19 protein-coding genes and 1 pseudogene are annotated in these 18,506 nt (G+C 59.9%); 3 read left to right on the forward strand and 17 right to left on the reverse strand.

Annotated elements, in window-relative coordinates; all coding sequences use genetic code 11:
• Positions 1-15 precede the first annotated feature (15 nt).
• Both lpxH and ACIOMR_RS24095 read right to left on the reverse strand, forming a co-directional pair.
• Positions 16-765, reverse strand: a complete 750-nt coding sequence (gene lpxH / locus ACIOMR_RS24090) for a UDP-2,3-diacylglucosamine diphosphatase (RefSeq protein WP_177028448.1) — start codon at positions 763-765, stop codon at positions 16-18.
• On the reverse strand, positions 762-1,265 hold the full coding sequence (locus tag ACIOMR_RS24095) for a peptidylprolyl isomerase (RefSeq protein WP_003211783.1): 504 nt from the start codon (positions 1,263-1,265) through the stop codon (positions 762-764). Before ACIOMR_RS24095 ends, lpxH begins: the two co-directional genes overlap by 4 nt.
• Positions 1,266-1,511: 246 nt before the next feature.
• Here ACIOMR_RS24095 and ACIOMR_RS24100 point away from each other — a divergent pair.
• Together ACIOMR_RS24100 and cysS are read left to right on the forward strand one after the other, a co-directional pair.
• Positions 1,512-3,212: pseudogene (locus tag ACIOMR_RS24100) on the forward strand (glutamine--tRNA ligase/YqeY domain fusion protein).
• 20 nt (positions 3,213-3,232) lie between these two features.
• Positions 3,233-4,621: a cysteine--tRNA ligase gene (gene cysS, locus ACIOMR_RS24105; protein ID WP_008432427.1), complete on the forward strand. Its 1,389-nt coding sequence runs from the start codon at positions 3,233-3,235 to the stop codon at positions 4,619-4,621.
• Between the two features lie 608 nt (positions 4,622-5,229).
• Here cysS and ACIOMR_RS24110 read toward each other — a convergent pair.
• The 5 genes from ACIOMR_RS24110 to ACIOMR_RS24130 form a co-directional block, all read right to left on the reverse strand.
• Positions 5,230-5,553 carry a hypothetical protein gene (locus ACIOMR_RS24110; protein WP_003211775.1) on the reverse strand — a complete coding sequence of 108 codons (324 nt, stop codon included), beginning with the start codon at positions 5,551-5,553 and terminating at the stop codon, positions 5,230-5,232.
• The gene (locus ACIOMR_RS24115; protein ID WP_238544216.1) at positions 5,550-5,837 is read right to left on the reverse strand and encodes a DUF4225 domain-containing protein; all 288 of its coding nucleotides are present in this window, start codon (positions 5,835-5,837) and stop codon (positions 5,550-5,552) included. The genes ACIOMR_RS24110 and ACIOMR_RS24115 overlap by 4 nt, the downstream gene beginning before the upstream one ends.
• Before the next feature lie 174 nt (positions 5,838-6,011).
• On the reverse strand, positions 6,012-6,500 hold the full coding sequence (locus tag ACIOMR_RS24120; protein WP_003211770.1) for an Hcp family type VI secretion system effector: 489 nt from the start codon (positions 6,498-6,500) through the stop codon (positions 6,012-6,014).
• Positions 6,501-6,664: 164 nt separating this feature from the next.
• Complete coding sequence (locus tag ACIOMR_RS24125; RefSeq protein ID WP_401196780.1) at positions 6,665-7,006, reverse strand: DUF6124 family protein; 342 nt, start codon at positions 7,004-7,006, stop codon at positions 6,665-6,667.
• Positions 7,007-7,317: 311 nt separating this feature from the next.
• Positions 7,318-7,869 carry a dihydrofolate reductase family protein gene (locus ACIOMR_RS24130; RefSeq protein WP_401196782.1) on the reverse strand — a complete coding sequence of 184 codons (552 nt, stop codon included), beginning with the start codon at positions 7,867-7,869 and terminating at the stop codon, positions 7,318-7,320.
• Between the two features lie 160 nt (positions 7,870-8,029).
• Here ACIOMR_RS24130 and lepB point away from each other — a divergent pair, with 160 nt between their 5' ends.
• The gene (gene lepB, locus ACIOMR_RS24135) at positions 8,030-8,698 is read left to right on the forward strand and encodes a signal peptidase I (RefSeq protein ID WP_008432435.1); all 669 of its coding nucleotides are present in this window, start codon (positions 8,030-8,032) and stop codon (positions 8,696-8,698) included.
• Between the two features lie 8 nt (positions 8,699-8,706).
• Here the strand turns inward: lepB and ACIOMR_RS24140 are convergent, their stop codons facing one another.
• The 10 genes from ACIOMR_RS24140 to ACIOMR_RS24185 form a co-directional block, all read right to left on the reverse strand.
• A complete protein-coding gene (locus tag ACIOMR_RS24140) occupies positions 8,707-9,294 on the reverse strand; it encodes a TetR/AcrR family transcriptional regulator (RefSeq protein WP_023658972.1) in 588 nt (195 codons plus the stop codon).
• Positions 9,295-9,325: 31 nt separating this feature from the next.
• Complete coding sequence (locus ACIOMR_RS24145) at positions 9,326-10,078, reverse strand: 3-oxoacyl-ACP reductase family protein (protein ID WP_003211759.1); 753 nt, start codon at positions 10,076-10,078, stop codon at positions 9,326-9,328.
• Between the two features lie 134 nt (positions 10,079-10,212).
• A complete protein-coding gene (locus tag ACIOMR_RS24150) occupies positions 10,213-11,142 on the reverse strand; it encodes a sel1 repeat family protein (protein WP_177037196.1) in 930 nt (309 codons plus the stop codon).
• Between the two features lie 115 nt (positions 11,143-11,257).
• Positions 11,258-12,193, reverse strand: a complete 936-nt coding sequence (locus ACIOMR_RS24155; RefSeq protein WP_401196786.1) for an alpha/beta hydrolase — start codon at positions 12,191-12,193, stop codon at positions 11,258-11,260.
• 106 nt (positions 12,194-12,299) lie between these two features.
• The gene (locus tag ACIOMR_RS24160; RefSeq protein WP_003211753.1) at positions 12,300-12,668 is read right to left on the reverse strand and encodes a Na+/H+ antiporter subunit G; all 369 of its coding nucleotides are present in this window, start codon (positions 12,666-12,668) and stop codon (positions 12,300-12,302) included.
• Positions 12,665-12,943, reverse strand: a complete 279-nt coding sequence (locus tag ACIOMR_RS24165) for a K+/H+ antiporter subunit F (protein WP_003211751.1) — start codon at positions 12,941-12,943, stop codon at positions 12,665-12,667. Before ACIOMR_RS24165 ends, ACIOMR_RS24160 begins: the two co-directional genes overlap by 4 nt.
• Positions 12,940-13,428 (reverse strand): Na+/H+ antiporter subunit E, encoded by a 489-nt coding sequence (locus ACIOMR_RS24170; protein ID WP_003211750.1) that lies wholly within the window; start codon positions 13,426-13,428, stop codon positions 12,940-12,942. Before ACIOMR_RS24170 ends, ACIOMR_RS24165 begins: the two co-directional genes overlap by 4 nt.
• A complete protein-coding gene (locus ACIOMR_RS24175; protein WP_177071034.1) occupies positions 13,425-15,107 on the reverse strand; it encodes a monovalent cation/H+ antiporter subunit D in 1,683 nt (560 codons plus the stop codon). The genes ACIOMR_RS24170 and ACIOMR_RS24175 overlap by 4 nt, the downstream gene beginning before the upstream one ends.
• Positions 15,104-15,448, reverse strand: coding sequence for a Na+/H+ antiporter subunit C (locus ACIOMR_RS24180; protein ID WP_003192163.1), 345 nt, complete (start codon positions 15,446-15,448; stop codon positions 15,104-15,106). The genes ACIOMR_RS24175 and ACIOMR_RS24180 overlap by 4 nt, the downstream gene beginning before the upstream one ends.
• Positions 15,448-18,369 (reverse strand): monovalent cation/H+ antiporter subunit A, encoded by a 2,922-nt coding sequence (locus ACIOMR_RS24185; protein ID WP_003211746.1) that lies wholly within the window; start codon positions 18,367-18,369, stop codon positions 15,448-15,450. The genes ACIOMR_RS24180 and ACIOMR_RS24185 overlap by 1 nt, the downstream gene beginning before the upstream one ends.
• Between the last annotated feature and the right edge of the window lie 137 nt (positions 18,370-18,506).

Raw genomic sequence — 18,506 nt, forward strand, 5'->3', positions numbered from 1 at the left:
TGGGAACGATCTGGGTCAAGCGCCGGGCAGTGCCAACTGCGGGTTGACGAAGTCAAACGCCGCCAGTTGAAACCCTTGCTCATCCACCTGCAATGCCCACCCTTGCTTGTCCCAATCCCCCAGCACAATGCGCTTGGCCGCTTGCTCGCCAATCTGCAACTTGTGAATCGCCGGGCGGTGGGTGTGGCCATGCACCAACGTACGCACGCCGAACTGCTGCATCACCCTCGGCACTTCCTCGGGCGTTACATCGACAATGTCGTTGGTCTTCATCCGCGTCTGCGCGCGGCTTTCACTGCGCAGCTTGCGCGCCAGCTTGTGCCGCGTGCGCAAGGGCAGGTGGCGCAGGATGAACAGCGTGATGGGGTTACGCAGGATGCGCCGCAGCTTCATATAGCCAAGGTCGCGGGTACACAGGCTGTCGCCGTGCATCAACAGCACGGGCTCGCCTGCGAGTTGCACCACACTCGGGTCCTTGAGCAAGGTTGCGCCTGCGGCTTTGCAGAACGCCTTGCCGATCAGGAAATCCCGGTTGCCATGCATGATGAAAATCTGGGTGCCGCTGTCGCTCAGCTCGCGCAGGGCCAGGCAAATCGAACGCTGGAAGGGCGTCATCCCATCGTCGCCAATCCAGGCTTCGAAGAAGTCCCCCAGAATGTACAACGCCTGGGCAGAACGGGCGCGGCCGTGCAGTAAATCCAGAAACGCCCGGGTTATGTCCGGGCGCTCCTCTTCCAGATGCAAATCTGAAATCAGCAATATCACTCAACGATCTCGGCTTTCTCGACGATAACGTCTTCTACCGGAACGTCCTGGTGACCTGCCTTGCCGGTGGTTTGCACACCCTTGATCTTGTCGACAACGTCCTGGCCTTCGGTGACTTTACCGAATACCGCGTAGCCCCAGCCCTGCACGTTCTTGCCGCTGTGGTTCAGGAAGGTGTTGTCGGCGACGTTGATGAAGAACTGCGCGGAGGCCGAATGCGGCTCCATGGTACGGGCCATGGCGACGGTGTACTTGTCGTTGGAAAGGCCGTTGTCCGCTTCGTTCTGGATGCTTGGACGCTTGTCTTTCTTTTCTTTCATGCCAGGCTCGAAACCGCCGCCCTGGACCATGAAGTTGCCGATGACACGGTGGAAAACAGTGTTTTCGTAGTGGCCGGCTTTAACGTACTCGATGAAGTTGGCGACGGTGATCGGCGCTTTCTCGGCGTTCAGCTCGATGACGATGTCACCGTGGTTGGTGGTCAGTTTGACTTGAGTCATGTTCACTACTCTTTCAAGGAATTCGTGGGTTTGGGCGTTTTGCGCCTTACCTGCTTGGCAAAAACGGCAGCCAAGGCGCGCAGTTTAGCGTGACCTGCGGGAATTTCGAGGTGGTTTTTTACCGCCCGTGCAATAAATGCAGCAGTTTTTGGCCACGCTCTGTCAGGGCCTTGACAGCATCGGCTATGATAAGCCCTTTGTTTGTCGGCCTCACCCGGCCAAGTACTTCGTCTGTTCAAGGATCCTATGAGCAAGCCCACTGTCGACCCTACCTCGAATTCCAAGGCCGGACCTGCCGTCCCGGTCAATTTCCTGCGCCCGATCATCCAGGCGGACCTGGATTCGGGCAAGCACACGCAGATCGTCACCCGCTTCCCGCCTGAGCCCAACGGTTACCTGCACATCGGCCACGCCAAATCGATCTGTGTGAACTTCGGCCTGGCCCAGGAGTTCGGTGGCGTCACGCACCTGCGTTTCGACGACACCAACCCGGCGAAGGATGACCTTTAATAAATCGACGCCATCGAGAGCGACATCAAGTGGCTGGGCTTCGAATGGTCCGGTGAAGTGCGCTATGCCTCCAAGTATTTCGACCAGCTGTTCGACTGGGCCGTCGAGTTGATCAAGGCCGGCAAGGCCTACGTTGACGACCTGACCCCGGAGCAAGCCAAGGAATACCGTGGCACCCTGACCGAGCCGGGCAAGAACAGCCCGTTCCGCGACCGTTCGGTGGAAGAGAACCTGGACTGGTTCAACCGCATGCGCGCCGGCGAGTTCCCGGACGGCGCCCGCGTACTGCGTGCCAAGATCGACATGGCCTCGCCGAACATGAACCTGCGCGACCCGATCATGTACCGCATCCGCCACGCCCATCACCACCAGACCGGTGACAAGTGGTGCATCTACCCGAACTACGACTTCACCCACGGTCAGTCGGACGCCATCGAAGGCATCACCCACTCCATCTGCACCCTGGAGTTCGAAAGCCACCGTCCTCTGTACGAATGGTTCCTCGACAGCCTGCCGGTACCGGCGCACCCGCGTCAGTACGAGTTCAGCCGCCTGAACCTGAACTACACCATCACCAGCAAGCGCAAGCTCAAGCAACTGGTCGATGAAAAGCACGTGTTTGGCTGGGACGACCCGCGCATGTCGACGCTGTCGGGCTTCCGCCGCCGTGGCTACACCCCGGCATCGATCCGCAATTTCTGCGAAATGGTCGGCACCAACCGCTCCGACGGCGTGGTCGATTACGGCATGCTCGAATTCAGCATCCGTCAGGACCTCGACGCGAACGCCCCGCGCGCCATGTGCGTGCTGCGTCCGTTGAAGGTGGTGATCACCAACTACCCGGAAGGCCAGGTCGAAAACCTCGAACTGCCACGTCATCCGCAGAAAGAAGAACTCGGCGTGCGCAAGCTGCCGTTCGCCCGTGAAATCTACATCGACCGCGATGACTTCATGGAAGAGCCGCCAAAAGGCTACAAGCGCCTGGAGCCGAACGGCGAAGTGCGCCTGCGCGGCAGCTACGTGATCCGTGCCGACGAAGCGATCAAGGACGCCGATGGCAACATCGTCGAACTGCGTTGCTCCTACGACCCGGACACCCTGGGCAAGAACCCGGAAGGCCGCAAGGTCAAAGGTGTGGTGCACTGGGTGCCGGCGGCGGCCAGCGTCGAGTGCGAAGTGCGCCTGTACGATCGCCTGTTCCGCTCGCCGAATCCCGAGAAGGCCGAAGACAGTGCCAGTTTCCTGGACAACATCAACCCTGACTCGCTGCAAGTTCTCACGGGTTGTCGTGCCGAGCCATCGCTTGGCGACGCACAGCCGGAAGACCGTTTCCAGTTCGAGCGCGAAGGTTACTTCTGCGCGGATATCAAGGACTCGAAACCCGGTGCTCCGGTATTCAACCGTACCGTGACCTTGCGTGATTCGTGGGGCCAGTGATTCTGTTTTAAGGAACTGTCGTGCTAACGATCTACAACACACTCAGCAAGACCAAAGAAGTCTTCAAGCCGCTGGATGGCAACAAGGTGCGCATGTACGTGTGCGGCATGACCGTGTACGACTACTGCCACATCGGCCACGGCCGCAGCATGGTTGCCTTCGACCTGGTGACCCGCTGGTTGCGTTTCAGCGGTTATGACCTGACGTATGTGCGCAACATCACCGACATCGACGACAAGATCATCAATCGCGCCAACGAAAACGGCGAGTCGTTCGACGCGCTGACCGAGCGCATGATTGCTGCGATGCACGAGGACGAGGCACGCCTCAACATCCTCAAGCCGGACATGGAACCGCGCGCCACGGACCATATCCCGGGCATGCACGCGATGATCCAGACCCTGATCGACAAGGGTTACGCCTACGCTCCGGGCAATGGCGACGTGTACTACCGCGTCGCCAAGTTCATGGGCTACGGCAAGCTGTCGCGCAAGAAAATCGAAGACCTGCGCATCGGTGCGCGGATCGAAGTCGACGAAGCCAAGCAAGACCCGCTGGACTTCGTGCTGTGGAAAGGCACCAAGCCCGGCGAGCCGAGCTGGGAGTCGCCATGGGGCGCCGGGCGCCCGGGCTGGCACATCGAATGCTCGGTGATGTCCACCTGCTGCCTGGGGGAGACCTTCGACATTCATGGCGGCGGCAGCGACCTTGAGTTCCCGCACCACGAAAACGAAATCGCCCAAAGCGAAGCGGCCACCGGCAAGACCTACGCCAACGCGTGGATGCACTGCGGCATGATTCGCATCAATGGCGAGAAGATGTCCAAGTCCTTGAACAACTTCTTCACCATTCGCGACGTGCTGGAAAAGTACCACCCGGAAGTGGTGCGCTACCTGTTGGTGTCGAGCCATTACCGCAGCGCGATCAACTACTCGGAAGACAACCTCAAGGACGCCAAGGGCGCCCTGGAGCGTTTCTACCACGCGTTGAAAGGCCTGCCCTCCGTGGCGCCTGCGGGCGGCGAAGCGTTTGTTGCGCGGTTCACCGAAGTGATGAACGACGACTTCGGTACGCCTGAAGCCTGCGCGGTGCTGTTTGAAATGGTGCGTGAGATCAACCGCCTGCGCGAGAGCGATCTCGACGCAGCGGCGGGGCTTGCCGCACGTTTGAAAGAGCTGGCGAGCGTGCTGGGCGTATTGCAGATGGAAGCCGATGACTTCCTGCAGGCGGGCGCTGAAGGGCGTGTGGATGCCGCTGAAGTTGATGCGCTGATCCAGGCACGTTTGACTGCCCGGGCCAACAAGGACTGGGCGGAGTCTGACCGTATCCGTGACCAACTGACCGCGATGGGTGTGGTGTTGGAAGACGGGAAGGGCGGTACGACGTGGCGGTTGGCTGATCAGGCTTGATCGGTGATTGCTGAATAAAAAACGCCCCGACTGGTTCGGGGCGTTTTTTTTGGCCTATCTATCCGTTATTCGGGTGGCGGTTCTTACAGCATGTCTTGGACGGGACACCTGTGCGGGGACATGGTTGACGCATCGAGGGGCGAGCAAGCCATCTCAAGATCAAACGCAGAGCTGCTTAATGTGGGAGCGGGCTTGCTCGCGAAGAACATGAGGGCGCCGCGTTGAATCAGGACGCCCACGTCATCGTTAACGACCTTCGCGAGCAAGCCCGCTCCCACATTTAAACCGTGCCTGCTTCTGATTTTGCTGTTGCTTCACCACACTCAAGCCGGCCGGTAGGCCGCTGTGCTCTTGATCTGCTTTTGATCTTGATCTTAGGCGCCCCGTTAAACCACGCTGGCCGTAGTGAGGGCACGCCGAGCCTAAGCGAGGTGCCGAGTGGTGGGGCAAGAGCGTTATCGATTGTTCCCATGTTCCGCGTGGGAATGCCGCCCCGGACGCTCTGCGTCCCGCCGCCAATGTGAGGTTGAAGTTCTGCACGAGTTGATGCGGGGTGTCACGGTATGCATTCCTACGCAGAGCATGGGAACAATCAAACGTCCAGGTGATCATCTTTGGGACTTTCCGGGTAAGCGCTGCCACCACCACTTCAAGTCACGTTTGACAGGAAGTGCTAACGCATGCAGGAAAAGACAGATAAATGCGAGCCAACCAACCGACTCGTAGTTATTAATGATTTCCGGGTGATGCCCGAAGTACAAGAAATTATCAAATTTAACGATGTCCATGTGTACGCTCATAAAAAGCATGTTTACCCCCAGGCCTAGCAGGAGCTTGGTGTAACCAATATTTTTGCTGGAAAGGATCACTTTGAGGCTGTACGCAAATAGAATGCCGAATACCGAAAAAATCAAGAAAGCTAAAATAATCAATTTTTTGTCTCTTGATACAAATTCTTTAGCGTTAAGACGTCTGCGCCTGCTTCAAATGCCAATGAAGTTGGCCCCATGGTCTTGTATGCTCGTATTTTGTCCGTATTGAGATACCTAAATAAACGCCAGGCATCTGGTTTTAACACGTGCCTTGTAACGCTGTAGGCAGAAAGCCCAATATCAACAGAGCCATATGCCATATTCGCTTCACGCTCGCCATATCCCATCGCAGATAACGCCGAGTGATACCCCTTGCGCAATAGTCTTCTTACCTTGTTCAACATCCCTGACAATACTGCGCGCGTAATAAGCAACCTCCCGGTTGAATATGGACCGTGTTATTCCATCCTTGAGATGCCGCGCACTGATCGCACAGGCGTGATTCGTCAGCTTTGCTGCGGCTTGACTAACTTCCCACAGTTCATGAAACGTTGGCGTCGATGGTTCTTGATTTAGTTTCATAGATCGGTCTCGGGCCATGAACTGTAGCCACTGGTACCGGCCAGATGGTGAGTCCAGATGATTTCCCGATACCGGATGGAGAGATGCTCTTGTGCATCTATATCGTGCATCAGTACTGCGTGGGGCACGTCAAGGGAAAGGTCCGCGATGATGCAACCCCGTAGGTCGACGGTGTAGTACTTCTGGTGTTGGCCAAACTGAGAAATACGGTAGAAATGGATGATGCAGTTAAGCTCTTCTCTTTTGGAAAGTGCCATCGCCAACAGAGGTGAAGCTTTATCGACGTTTTTTGTAATGACCACTGGCCCATGAGTCGCAGCTCTGACATTCCCTTCATTGAGCATGTTGTGGTTATAGGACATCACCATTATTTCGTCGCGATGCCCTTCCTGGCATTTGTTACCGATAGAGTCTTGTGTAGAGCAGCCTGCGGAAATAAGACCCTGGGTTTTTCCGTTGATAGTCATGTAACCGTGGTTAGCCATAAAGAAGCATCCTGATCTATTGGTTTTCAGAATACAAAAAATGGCAAATAGGAAATATCGGAAGATTCTCTTTGAAGTGTGTGAGCAATATGTAGGATTTTTCTCTAATGGAGGGGCGGGTCTAGTTGAAATCGAATAGATCCACCCCGTTGTGTTTTTCCTCTTTAACGTAGTTGGTTGTGTGTTGCGCCGTATTGATCAAGGGTGCTATCGACCAATAACTGAATCCCCTCCAACATCCGGCAAATCCCCAACGCCACACTCCGGGACGGCCCATCGATTTCAAATGCCAGATTCGTAGCTAACACCTGCACCGACGCCAAGTCCTCCGATGCATTGACCAACAACGTCTCCGCGTCCAACCCTTCACGCACGACAAAGAGCCTGGAGCTCTCGTCAGGCGAATCAGGTTCAGAAGAGGGATTCAGATAATGATTAATCGCCCGATGAGCAGCCGCGTGAAGCGAGGGTGAATCGAGTGGCGGGTTTGGACTGTCTTTGATCATGACGACGCTCCTAGAGTAATGGAGCCGCCACCCATCGCTGCGAAACGACAATCGGGTGGCAGCTGTACGCAGGTTCGCAGACCGGGACTCTAGGCACCCGGCATACCCGAAGGTATCCCGCGCACAGCCGCCATAACATCAGGCATAAAAAAGCGCCCGCTATCTTGTGGTGGACGCTGTGCGTCTAGAGTTTACCCGGGCTGCGAAACCCGGTCGCTGAATTTGCAGCGACCACCGAAGAGTAGGGAGCCATCTTCTGAGCGACAACCCTAAAAAGCTGTCGGAAATTTCCGGGTGTTAACCCGCGACCATCAGCGCTTGCCACTCACCTCATACCGGCTTTGAACAAACCCGTTATCCGACGCATACGTGCCGATATGCCGAAGCTCATGCTCGCCACCCAACTGGCTGAACAAGGGGATCCCCTGGCCCAGCACAACCGGAATACGCGTGATGATCATCTCGTCGATCAAACCCGCCTCAAGAAACGCCTGAATCGTCTGGCCGCCGTCGATATACAGGTGTTTCATCCCGCGCTCGGCTAACTCGGCCACGAGGGCGTTCACATCCTGGCTCACGACCTCAACCTTGCCCTTCAAATGTGCAGGTAGCTCAAGCGGCTGATGAGAGAGCGCAAACACCGGAAAACCCTCATAGGGCCACTCCGGAAAGGACAACACTTTTTCCAGGGTCTTGCGGCCCATCACCAGCGCATCCACGCTGGCGATGAAGTGTTCATAGGTCACGCCGTTCAATTCGGCGCCTTCGTACTCAGGGCGATGAAGCCACTCGATATCACCGTCTGGCCTGGCAATAAAGCCGTCGACGCTGGCTGCGATAAAGACCGAACATTTGCTATCCATGGGGCGTGAAACTCCTTTTCTGTGTGCTTGAAAATATCGACTGTCATGGGTCGGCAACGCTAATGTTAATTTAATCTTCCGATGCAATAAGCGAGCATTGCCAAAAATCACCGTGGGTACCCGGCGCAGGCCGGTGTGCCTTTTCGTATTGCGAGGATCTATGCGCCGTTGGTTAATCCGCTACCGTTACGCGATCATTTTCTGGCTGTGCTTCGGGGTTTTCCGCACCTCCCTGGCTGACTGGAATCCCATCCCGTCCGGTTCCATGCGCCCGACGTTACTTGAGGGCGATGTGGTGCTGGTCAACCGCGTCGCGTACGACCTCAAATTGCCCCTCACTGATATTTCCCTGGCGAGACTGGATAACCCCCAGCGCGGAGATGTCGTCACGTTCTCCTCGCCCAAGGACGGCACGCGCTTGATCAAACGCATTGTCGGTATCCCCGGCGATACCCTGGAAATGCGCGACGAGGTGTTGTGGGTCAACGGTACGCCGGCCACCTACAGTAATGGGCAGGACATCAGCGAGCCTATCGCGCCTGGCCAAACAGTTCCGGGGATCAAGGTGACGGAGCGTGCGAACAGCAGCCAGCGCACGGTGCAGTTCATGCCGACAGTACGGGCGCTGCGCGATTTCGGCCCGGTGGTGGTGCCTGCCGACAGTTACTTCATGCTGGGCGACAATCGCGATAACAGCGATGACTCCCGCTATATCGGGTTTGTGCCGCGTCGGCTGTTGATCGGGCATGCGCACCATATCCTGGCGTCAGCGCAGATCCTGGACCATTGGATGCCACGATTGGGTCGATTTGGCGCGCCGATCCTGTAGTGGGCTGATCACGCGTTTGCGCTGAGCGCCCGCAGTGCAAAACCCGCAATGCGCTCCAGCTGCTCAGTGGTGGCGCCGCCCTTGCTGGCGACTTTCATGCCGCTGAGGGTGGCCATCAGAAAATCACACGCGCCCGAGCGATCGGTGCCGACGGTCAATTCGCCTTGTTCCTGCGCACGCTCCAGCGTCTGTTCGAATGCATTGCGCAAGCGTTCGGCGCTGTGGGCGGTGAGTTGATTGATCTCATCATCTTCCAGGCCGAACTCGCAGATGGCATTGACGCCCATGCAACCCGCCGTCCCTTCCCGCAGGGCGCGGGTGGCGAAGGATTGCAGGGTGTCGTGCAGTGCCTGCAGCGGGGTCGGGCCCTGGTTCAGGCGCTCGATCAAGTCATCGACGCCGGTGCGCTGATACTCGGCCATCGCCAGCAGGTACAACTGACGTTTGTCGCCAAAGGTGTTGTACATGCTCTGGCGGCTCAGTCCCATGGCCTGCATCAGTTCTTCAGTCGAGGCCGCGGCAAAACCCTTGTCGCAGAAAACCCGGATGGCCTCGCGCAGCACCTGGTCGCGGTCGAATGCTCTGGGTCTTGCCATGGTTACCTCGGAGGAAATTGCAGATGAAGGCTCAGGCCAGGTAGCCGCCGTCGATGGTCATGCTGGCGCCGGTGACAAATGCCGCTTCTTCGGACGCGAGATAAGCAACCATGCCGGCAACATCGTCGGCGGTGCCCACGCGGCCCAAGGGGATCAGGCTTTTGATCATGTCCGCATGGGGCCCGTCTGCCGGGTTCATGTCGGTGCTGGTGGGGCCCGGCTGCACGTTGTTGACGGTGATGCCGCGCGGGGCGAAATCAATCGCCAGGCCGCGGATCATACCGGCGATCGCCGACTTCGTCATGCTATAGACGCTGGAGCCCGGGAAGCCCGAACGTTGGGCGACCACGCTGCCGACGGTGATTATTCGGTCACCCGTGTGCATCACCGCCGAGCTGGCCTTGGCCGCCGCAAACGTGGCCCGCACATTGACCGCAAACATTCGGTCGAAGTCTTCCAGGCTGAAGGTGTCGACGGTGCCCATCAGCAGGATCCCGGCGTTGTTGACCAGGATATTCAAGGCGCCGAAATGCTCGACAGTGGCCGCGACCGCCCGTTCTATTGCCGCCACATCGGCGCTGTCGGCCTGAATCGCCAAGGCTTTTCCGCCCTTGCTTTCGATCAGGCCAACCAGCGCTTGCGCCTTGTCGGCAGAGGAGGAATAGGTAAACGCGACCGCTGCACCTTCAGCTGCAAGCCGGCGGACAATCGCTTCGCCGATACCGCGGGAACCGCCGGTGACCAGGGCGACTTTGTGGTTGAAGCGAGGGGTGTGAGCTGTCATGGGGGAGGCCTGAGGTTTAGTGGATTAAATAATCCACTAAACCGTACCAGCCTGGAAATACTTAGCCAAGCTGTTTTTGGATTAATTAATCTTTAACTGCCGGATGTGCTCTCGAATCCTTCATCAGACGCCGGTCATTTCAGGTCGCTGTAGGTCAACCTGAACTCCGACAGCGCCGGGTGCTCGGTTTTCCACTGGCGGCCATACGCCTTGGCTGTTTCCATTTCTTCGGCAGTCAGCGCGCTGGCCAGTTGTTGCAGGTAGCCTGCGGCATCGGCGTGCCGTGGGTTTTGCCGGGTACTGTCCATGACCAGCCAGTAGAGCCCATAGGCGTGGATTTTGTTCTCGGGGTAGTGATAGCGGTTGGTGCCACTTTCATCGATATCGAACCCGCCGAGCGCACCGGCATAGGTCATGACGCCATCAAGGTCATTCAGCGCCAGCCGTTTTTCCAGGTGTATGCGCTGGTAGGAGAGGTTGCGGTAGTAGGTCTGCATGTTGGCCAGCCACTTCATCGCTGGCGGGAAGCCCTTGAAGGCTGCATACCTGAGCATGGAGTCGCGGTTGTCACTGGCCTCCGGGTTTTTGTCGTACAACAGCGCCGCAATGTAATAGGCCTCGGCGCAGCCGGCATCACCTGCCTTTCTCAGCCACGAGCGATCTTTGGTCAGTTCATACAGCTGCAGCATCGCTGCGCCGTCGCCAGCATCGGCACCTGCCTGGGCGAGGGTCTTCGCCTTGGCCAGGTTGGTTTCGCCACCCAGGCGCATCAGGGCGTACACATGATCCTGGGCAGCGGCCAGGCGGTACCACGCCTGGGCCTCGGGGTCGACACTGCCGACCCGGCGCCGGATGGCTTCGCCCAGGGCGTATTGGGACGGCGCATCGCCGGCCGAGGCGGAGATGGTCAGGTGGATTTCGCACTCTTCGAATTCACCGAGTTGATACAACTCGAGACCCCGCTGCTTGGCTGCCTGTTGCTGGCTCGTCAAATGTGAAATCAGCGCGTTCAGCGCGTTGAGCAAATCAAACAGCGTGGTCAGTGCATCGGAATGGGTATACATGATCATTACCTGTATCGGGATACGTTGTCCGATAAAGGTAGGTGGGGCGGTGGGGCCCCAGGTGACAGATAGTTATCGGCAGGAGCGCCGCCTTTCCCGCGCTCTGGGCAACCCCTCAAGCGCTACGGCTGCCACGTATTGCCTGGTCCAGAAACAACGCCGCATTCGCCACGGCCTGCATGCCTTCGGGCAAGATTGCCGCAAACAAATGCCAGACATGAAACATCCCGGGCCAAACCTCCAGCGACACGCGTACCCGGTTTTCCCCCAGGTGGGTGGCCAGGCGCATGGCGTCGCTGAGCATGACTTCGTTTTCGCCGATCTGCACCAGAATGGGCGGCAATCCCCGGACGTCCGCGAACACCGGCGATGCATCGGGATCATTCGGCAGCGCGCCGTTGAGAAACGCTTTTGCAAGCAGCGTCAGCCCCAGGCGGGAGGCTTGCGGGTCGAGGCCGTCACGGTTGTCGATGGAGGCGCCGGTGTGTTCCAGGTTGGCCCACGGCGACAAGGCGGCGCCCCCGGCGGGCAGTGGCAGGCCTGCGTTGCGGGCCTTGACCATCACCGACACCACCATTGCGCCGCCGGCCGAATCGCCCGAGAACACTATGGACCTGGGGTCATTGCCCTGGTCGAGCAGCCAGCGATAAGCCTGCAACGTGTCATCAATAGGTACGGGGAACGGATGCTCGGGCGCCAGGCGGTAGTCGGGCAGGTAGACTTTTGCACCCAGCAGTTTTGCGAAGTGGCCAGCAAGGCCCAGGTAGCCCCGCGGGCTGCCGCCGACATAACCACCGCCGTGGATGTAAAGCAGCACCCGGTCACCCTCAAACCCATCAGGCACGACCATCATGCCCGGTACGCCACCCATATCGACGTCACAAAAGCTGACACCGGCGGGAATCGGATGGGAACAAAGCACCTGCTCATAAGCCTTGCGCTGCTCATTGAGGGTGAGGGTGGTTTCCTGGCCCGTGAGAAATGGGCCGAAGTCAGCGGCGCAGGCAACCCACGCGTCGAGATGGGCCTGGACAATGGGAGTGAATGACATGGGGGAGAACCTCATAAAGTGATCCCGATACCGGGATTAGCGATTGAGGTTCTATTTTATGGATTCTATTGGAGAACGAATTTCACCACTGCGGCGCCTGTGGGGATCAGCTGCCGCTGTCAGTGCGACGGCTGCTGACTTCAGCCGGCACATCATCCCCGGCCATGCGCTTGCGGAACAACGCGGTGCGTGCCAGCAATAACGTGGTCACCGGCACTGTGATCGACAGCAGGATCGGGATCAACCAACCGTGCAACACCGGCCCGGACTTGAGCACCGAAAAGTAGATGATCGAGGCCAGCGCCACACACCAGGCGCCCAAGGTCGAAGCCAACGCCGGCGGGTGCATGCGCTGGAAGAAGTCTTTCATCCGCAACAACCCAATCGCCCCAATCAGCGCAAACAGGCTGCTAAGCACCAACAATACCGCGACGATCACTTCAACCCACAGCGGCAACACATCGACATTGATCATTCGATCACCTCCCCACGCAGCAGGAATTTCGCCAGGGCAAACGACCCCACAAAGCCAAACAGCGCAATCAACAACGCCGCTTCAAAATACGTGTCACTGGCATACCGAATACCCAGCACCAGCATCATCAGCATGGCCAGGATGTACAGGTAATCCAGCGCCAGGACCCGGTCCTGGGCCGACGGGCCTTTGAACAGGCGCACCAGGGTTAGCACCATGGCCAGGGAGAACAGGAACAGGCTGAACAGGATCGCATTGGAGAGCAGGGCGCTCATTCGAAGATCTCCATCAGGGGCCGTTCGTAGGCGTGTTTGAAGTGCTCGATAAACTGCGCTTCGTCATCCAGGTCGAACACGTGGATCAGCAGGACGCTGCGGTCCAGGGCCAGTTCCGACCATACGGTGCCCGGCGTCACGCTGGTGATCATCGCAAGCACGGCCAGGCCGTTGGCATCCCGCAGGTCCAGGGGGATCTTGATAAAGCGCGAACGCGGTGGGCGCGAGCCGCAGGTCAGGATGCCCCAGGCCACGGCGAGGTTGGAGATGATCACGTCACGCCCCACCAGGAAGAACAAACGGATGATCACCCCCGGGCGGCGGATGCGGATCGGCAGCGGGCGCAACGGCGCCATCATCAGCGGTGCCGCAAAGCCGAGGATCGCCCCCAGCAGCAGGTTGCCGGGGCTGACGGACAGGTTCAGCACCAGCCACAACAACCACAATGCCAATGACAGCCACGGGGCAGGGAACAGGCGCTTCATGGCTGCATCTCCAATGCGGCGGCCTTGGCTTCAGGGCTCGGCACCGGACGCGTCGCCATGACCGCCATCACATAGTGTTCCGGGTTGTTCAGGCTCTCGGCGGCCGCCTGGGTATAGCGCATCAGCGGCTCGGCCTTGAACGTCAGGGCGATGCTCAGGCCCAGCAGGAAGAAAATCGGCACGCATTCGAAGCGGCGCAGCAGCGGCGATGGACGTTCTTCCGGGGTCCAGAAACGCTGGATGCCGAGGCGGGCGAAGGCGATCAGCGAAGCCAGGCCGGAGAAGATCAGCAGTGCCACCAGGCCCCAGGCGGCCGGACGCACCGGTTCGTCGATGGCATTGCCCAGGCCCATCGGGTTGATCAAGGCGCTGAGCAGGCTGAGCTTGCCGATAAACCCGGACAGCGGCGGCATGCCGATGATCAGCAGGGCGCAGGCGATAAAGCTCAGGCCGAGGAACGCCACCGTCCAGGGAATCACCTGGCCGACCACGGCTTTCTGTTCGTCGTCGAGGTTGGTGCCGGGCGGCGGATGCAGGGATTCCATGGCCTTGGGCAGGGCTTCGATTTCATCGTCCAGGGGCATGTCGTTGGCCGAGCGCGAACGTTCGATCAATTCGGCCAGCAGGAACAGCGCGCTCAGCGCCAGGGTGGAGCTGACCAGATAAAACAGCGCCCCGGCCGTCAGGCTTGGCTGGGCAAACCCCACCGCCGACAGCAGGATCCCGGCGGACACCAGAATGCTCAGGCTGGCCATGCGTTCCAGGCGTTGCGCCGCAATCATCGCCAGCGCCGCGCAGACGATGGTTGCCATGCCGCCGTAGATCAGCCAGTCGCCGCCAAACAGTGCCGAGGCACCCGCCTGGCCGGAGAACAGCAGGTTCCACAGGCGCAGCACGGTGTACACGCCGACCTTGGTCATGATCGCAAACATCGCCGCCACTGGCGCACTGGCCGAGGAGTAGGCAGGCGCCAGCCAGAAGTTCAGCGGCCACATCCCGGCCTTGGCCAGGAAGGCGACGGCGAGGATGCCCGCACCGGCATGCAGCAGGCCGCGATCGGCTTCCGGCACCAGGGGGATTTTCAGTGCCAGATCGGCAAAGTTCAGGGTACCGGTGACGCCATAGATCAGCGCCGCGCCAATCAGGAACAAGGTCGAGGCCAGCAGGTTGATCGAGATGTAATGCAGCCCCGCCGACACCCGCGCCCGGCCGGAACCGTGGAGCATCAGGCCGTAGGACGCCGCCAGCAGCACTTCGAAAAACACGAACAGGTTGAACAGGTCGGCGGTCAGAAAGGCGCCATACAGGCCCATCAACTGAATCTGGAACAGTGCATGGAAGCTGGTGCCGGCGCGGTCCCAACGGGCCATGGCAAACAACAGCGCGCTGACGCCGATGATCCCGGTGAGCACCAGCATCATCGCCGAGAGTTGGTCCACCACCAGCACGATGCCGAACGGCACCTGCCAGTTGCCCGGCAGGTACACACCGATGGAGCCGGGGCCGCCTTTCTGGGTCCAGTACAGCAACAGCACGGCGATGCCCAGGCCCACCATGCTGGAGAACAGGTTGATCCGCGCCTTGAGCGGGCGGTGCTTCTCGCCGAGCATCAGCATCAGCGCGGCGGTCAGCAACGGCAGCAGGATCGGCGCGATGATCAGTTGATTCATCCAGGTCATTCCTTGGGCTCCCGGCCGTCCACATGGTCAGTGCCGGTCAGGCCCCGGGATGCCAGCAGCACCACCAGGAACAGTGCGGTCATGGCGAAGCTGATCACGATTGCCGTCAGCACCAGGGCCTGGGGCAGCGGATCGGTGTAGTTGAGCAAGTCTTGCGGCACGCCATCCTTGATGATCGGCTCCTTGCCGATGAACAGGCTGCCCATGCTGAAGATGAACAGGTTGACCCCGTAGGAGAGCAGGCACAGGCCCATCACCACCTGGAACGTCCGTGGCCGCAGGATCAGCCAGACGCCGGAGGCCGCCAGGACCCCAATGGCAATTGCGATGACTTCTTCCATCAGGCGGCTCCTCCTGGGCTGGCAACGGCTTTCGCCTGGTTACTGGGTTTATGGGCGCGCACCGATTGGTGGCCGAGGGCGGTGAGCATCAGCAAGGTCGAGCCGACCACCATGGCGTACACACCGACGTCGAAGAACAGCGCGCTGGCGACGTGGATGTCCCCCAGCACCGGCAGGCTAAAGTGCCAGGTGTGCGTGGTGAGGAACGGGTAGCCGGCGAGCAGTGCGCCCAGCCCGGTCAGGGTTGCCGACAACAAGCCAAAACCCATCCAGCGCATCGGCCGCAGGCTCATCTGCGCCTCGACCCACTGGGTACCGGCGACCATGTATTGCAGGATGAACGCGACGGACATCACCAGGCCGGCGACAAACCCGCCGCCCGGTTGGTTGTGCCCACGCATGAACAGGTAGAACGAGACAACCAGCGCAATCGGCAGCAGCAGGCGCACCAGCACCGCCGGCACCATCATGAAGCCCAGGGCGGTGTCGCTGGCCTGGCGCGGGTTGATCAGGTCGGTGGCCACGTCGGGTGCCAGTTGGCGCTGTTGCGCGGGCAGTTCCATGCTTTCCTTCGACGGGCGGAAGCGGCGCAGCAGGGCGTAGACGGTCAGCGCCACGGCGCCGAGCACGGTGATTTCTCCCAGGGTGTCGAAGCCCCGGAAGTCCACCAGCATCACGTTCACCACATTGCTGCCACCGCCTTCTGGCAGGGCACGGCTGAGGTAGAAGGAGGAGATGTCGTTGGGCGTCTGGCGGGTCAGCATCGCGTAGGAGAGCAGCGCCATGCCGCCACCGACCACGGTGGACAGCAGGAAGTCCCGCAGGCGGCGGATGCGTGCCTTGCGCAGCGAGCTGGGCAGTGGGGAAACTTCTTCGATCCGCCGTGGCAGCCAGCGCAGGCCCAGCAGGATCAGCACGGTGGTGACCACTTCCACCACCAGTTGCGTCAGCGCCAGGTCTGGCGCCGAGAACCAGACGAAGGTCACGCAGGTCACCATCCCGCACACGCTGACCATGGTCAGGGCTGCCAGCCGGTGGTACTTGGCTTGCCAGGCGGCGCCCAGGGCGCAGGCGATTGCCAGCAGCCACAGGGTGACGAACACGATGGAGCCCGGGATCTTCGGCCGGTCGCCCCAACTGATGCCGCTGTAGAGCATCGGGATCAACCCGGCGATCACCGCCGCCAGCACCAGCAGGAACAGCTGGGTTTGCAGGCGTTTGGTGCTGATGCGTTTTTCGATCTTGCGCACCCCGCGCATCATCACCACCAGGCAGCGCTCGAAGCCGCGCTTGCCGTTGAAGTAGCTGATGATCGGCGGGTATTTGAAGCGGCCCAACTTGAGTTGCTTGCGCAGCAGCAGATAGAGCACCACGCCGCCGGACATGGCCACCAGGCTCATGATCATCGGCGCGTTCCAGCCGTGCCAGATGGCGAGGCTGTATTCCGGCAGTTCGCCGCCGACTACTGGCAGGGCCGCTGCGGCGAGGATCGAACCGACCACCTGGGCGGGGAAAATCCCCACCAGCAGGCAGGTAAACACCAGCAACTCCACCGGCGCGCGCATCCAGCGTGGCGGCTCGTGCGGGGTGTGAGGCAAGTTGGTGGCTTTAGGGCCGAAGAACACATCCACGGTAAAGCGCAGGGCATAGGCCACGCTGAAGGTACCGGCGATGGTGGCGATGACCGGCAGGGCGATTTCCACCCAGGCGGTGGCGGAGATGAACACGGTCTCGGCGAAGAACATTTCCTTGGACAGGAAACCGTTGAGCAGCGGCACGCCGGCCATGGACGCACTGGCGACCATCGCCAGGGTGGCGGTAAACGGAATCAGCTTGAACAGGCCGCTGAGCTTGCGGATGTCACGGGTGCCGCTTTCGTGGTCGATGATCCCCGCCGCCATGAACAGCGACGCCTTGAAAGTGGCGTGGTTAAGGATATGGAATACGGCGGCGACAGCGGCCAGCGGGCTGTTGAGGCCCAGCAGCAAGGTGATCAGCCCGAGGTGGCTGATGGTGGAGTAGGCCAGCAGGCCCTTGAGATCGTTCTGGAACATGGCGCAATAAGCGCCGAGCAGCAGGGTAATGGCACCGGCACCGCCGACAATCCAGAACCACTCTTCGCTGCCGGACAGCGACGGCCACAGGCGGGCCAGCAGGAACACGCCGGCCTTCACCATCGTTGCCGAGTGCAGGTAGGCCGACACCGGCGTCGGTGCAGCCATGGCGTGGGGCAGCCAGAAGTGGAAGGGGAATTGCGCGCTTTTGCTCAGGGCGCCGATCAGCACCAGGGCGAGCATGATCGGGTACAACGAATGGGCACGGATCTGATCACCGGCAGCCAGGACCTGGTCCAGGTCGTAGCTGCCGACGATATGCCCGAGCAGCATCACCCCCGCCAGCAGGCACAAGCCGCCCGCGCCGGTGACCATCAGCGCCATATAGGCTCCACGCCGGGCATCGGCGCGGTGGTGCCAGTAGCCGATCAGCAGGAACGAGAACAGGCTGGTGAGCTCCCAGAAAAACACGATCTGGATCAGGTTGCCGGAGATCACCAGGCCGAGCATCGCACCCATGAAGGCCAGGAAAAACGCGAAGAAGCGCGGCACCGGGTCTTCCGGCGACATGTAATACCGGGCGTACAGCGACACCAGGGTCCCGATGCCCAGCACCAGCATCGAGAACAACCAGGCAAAACCGTCCATGCGCAATACGAAGTTCAGCCCGAGGCTGGGCAACCACATGAATTCTTCACGTATCACGCCACCATGGGCGATCTGGGGGTAGAGCAGGGCGACTTGAACCGTCCCGACCAGGGCCACAAGGCCGGCCAGCAGGGACTCTGTGTTGCGTGCGTTGTGCGGCAGCAAGGCCGCCAGACAGCTGCCGATAAAAGGCAGAAGCAGTAGAACTATCAGGGACATAGGCTTCTAATCTGCGGGAGTTTGGGATGCATCATACGTGCCGGAATCTTGATCACCAAACGGCAAGATGTGGCAGGATCCTACAAGGTAGGCTGAAAAAGGCTGTTTGGCATTGTTTCAATGCCCGTATCCAGGGC

The sequence above is a fragment of the Pseudomonas sp. NPDC087814 genome (assembly GCF_044742865.1).
GTDB lineage: Bacteria > Pseudomonadota > Gammaproteobacteria > Pseudomonadales > Pseudomonadaceae > Aquipseudomonas.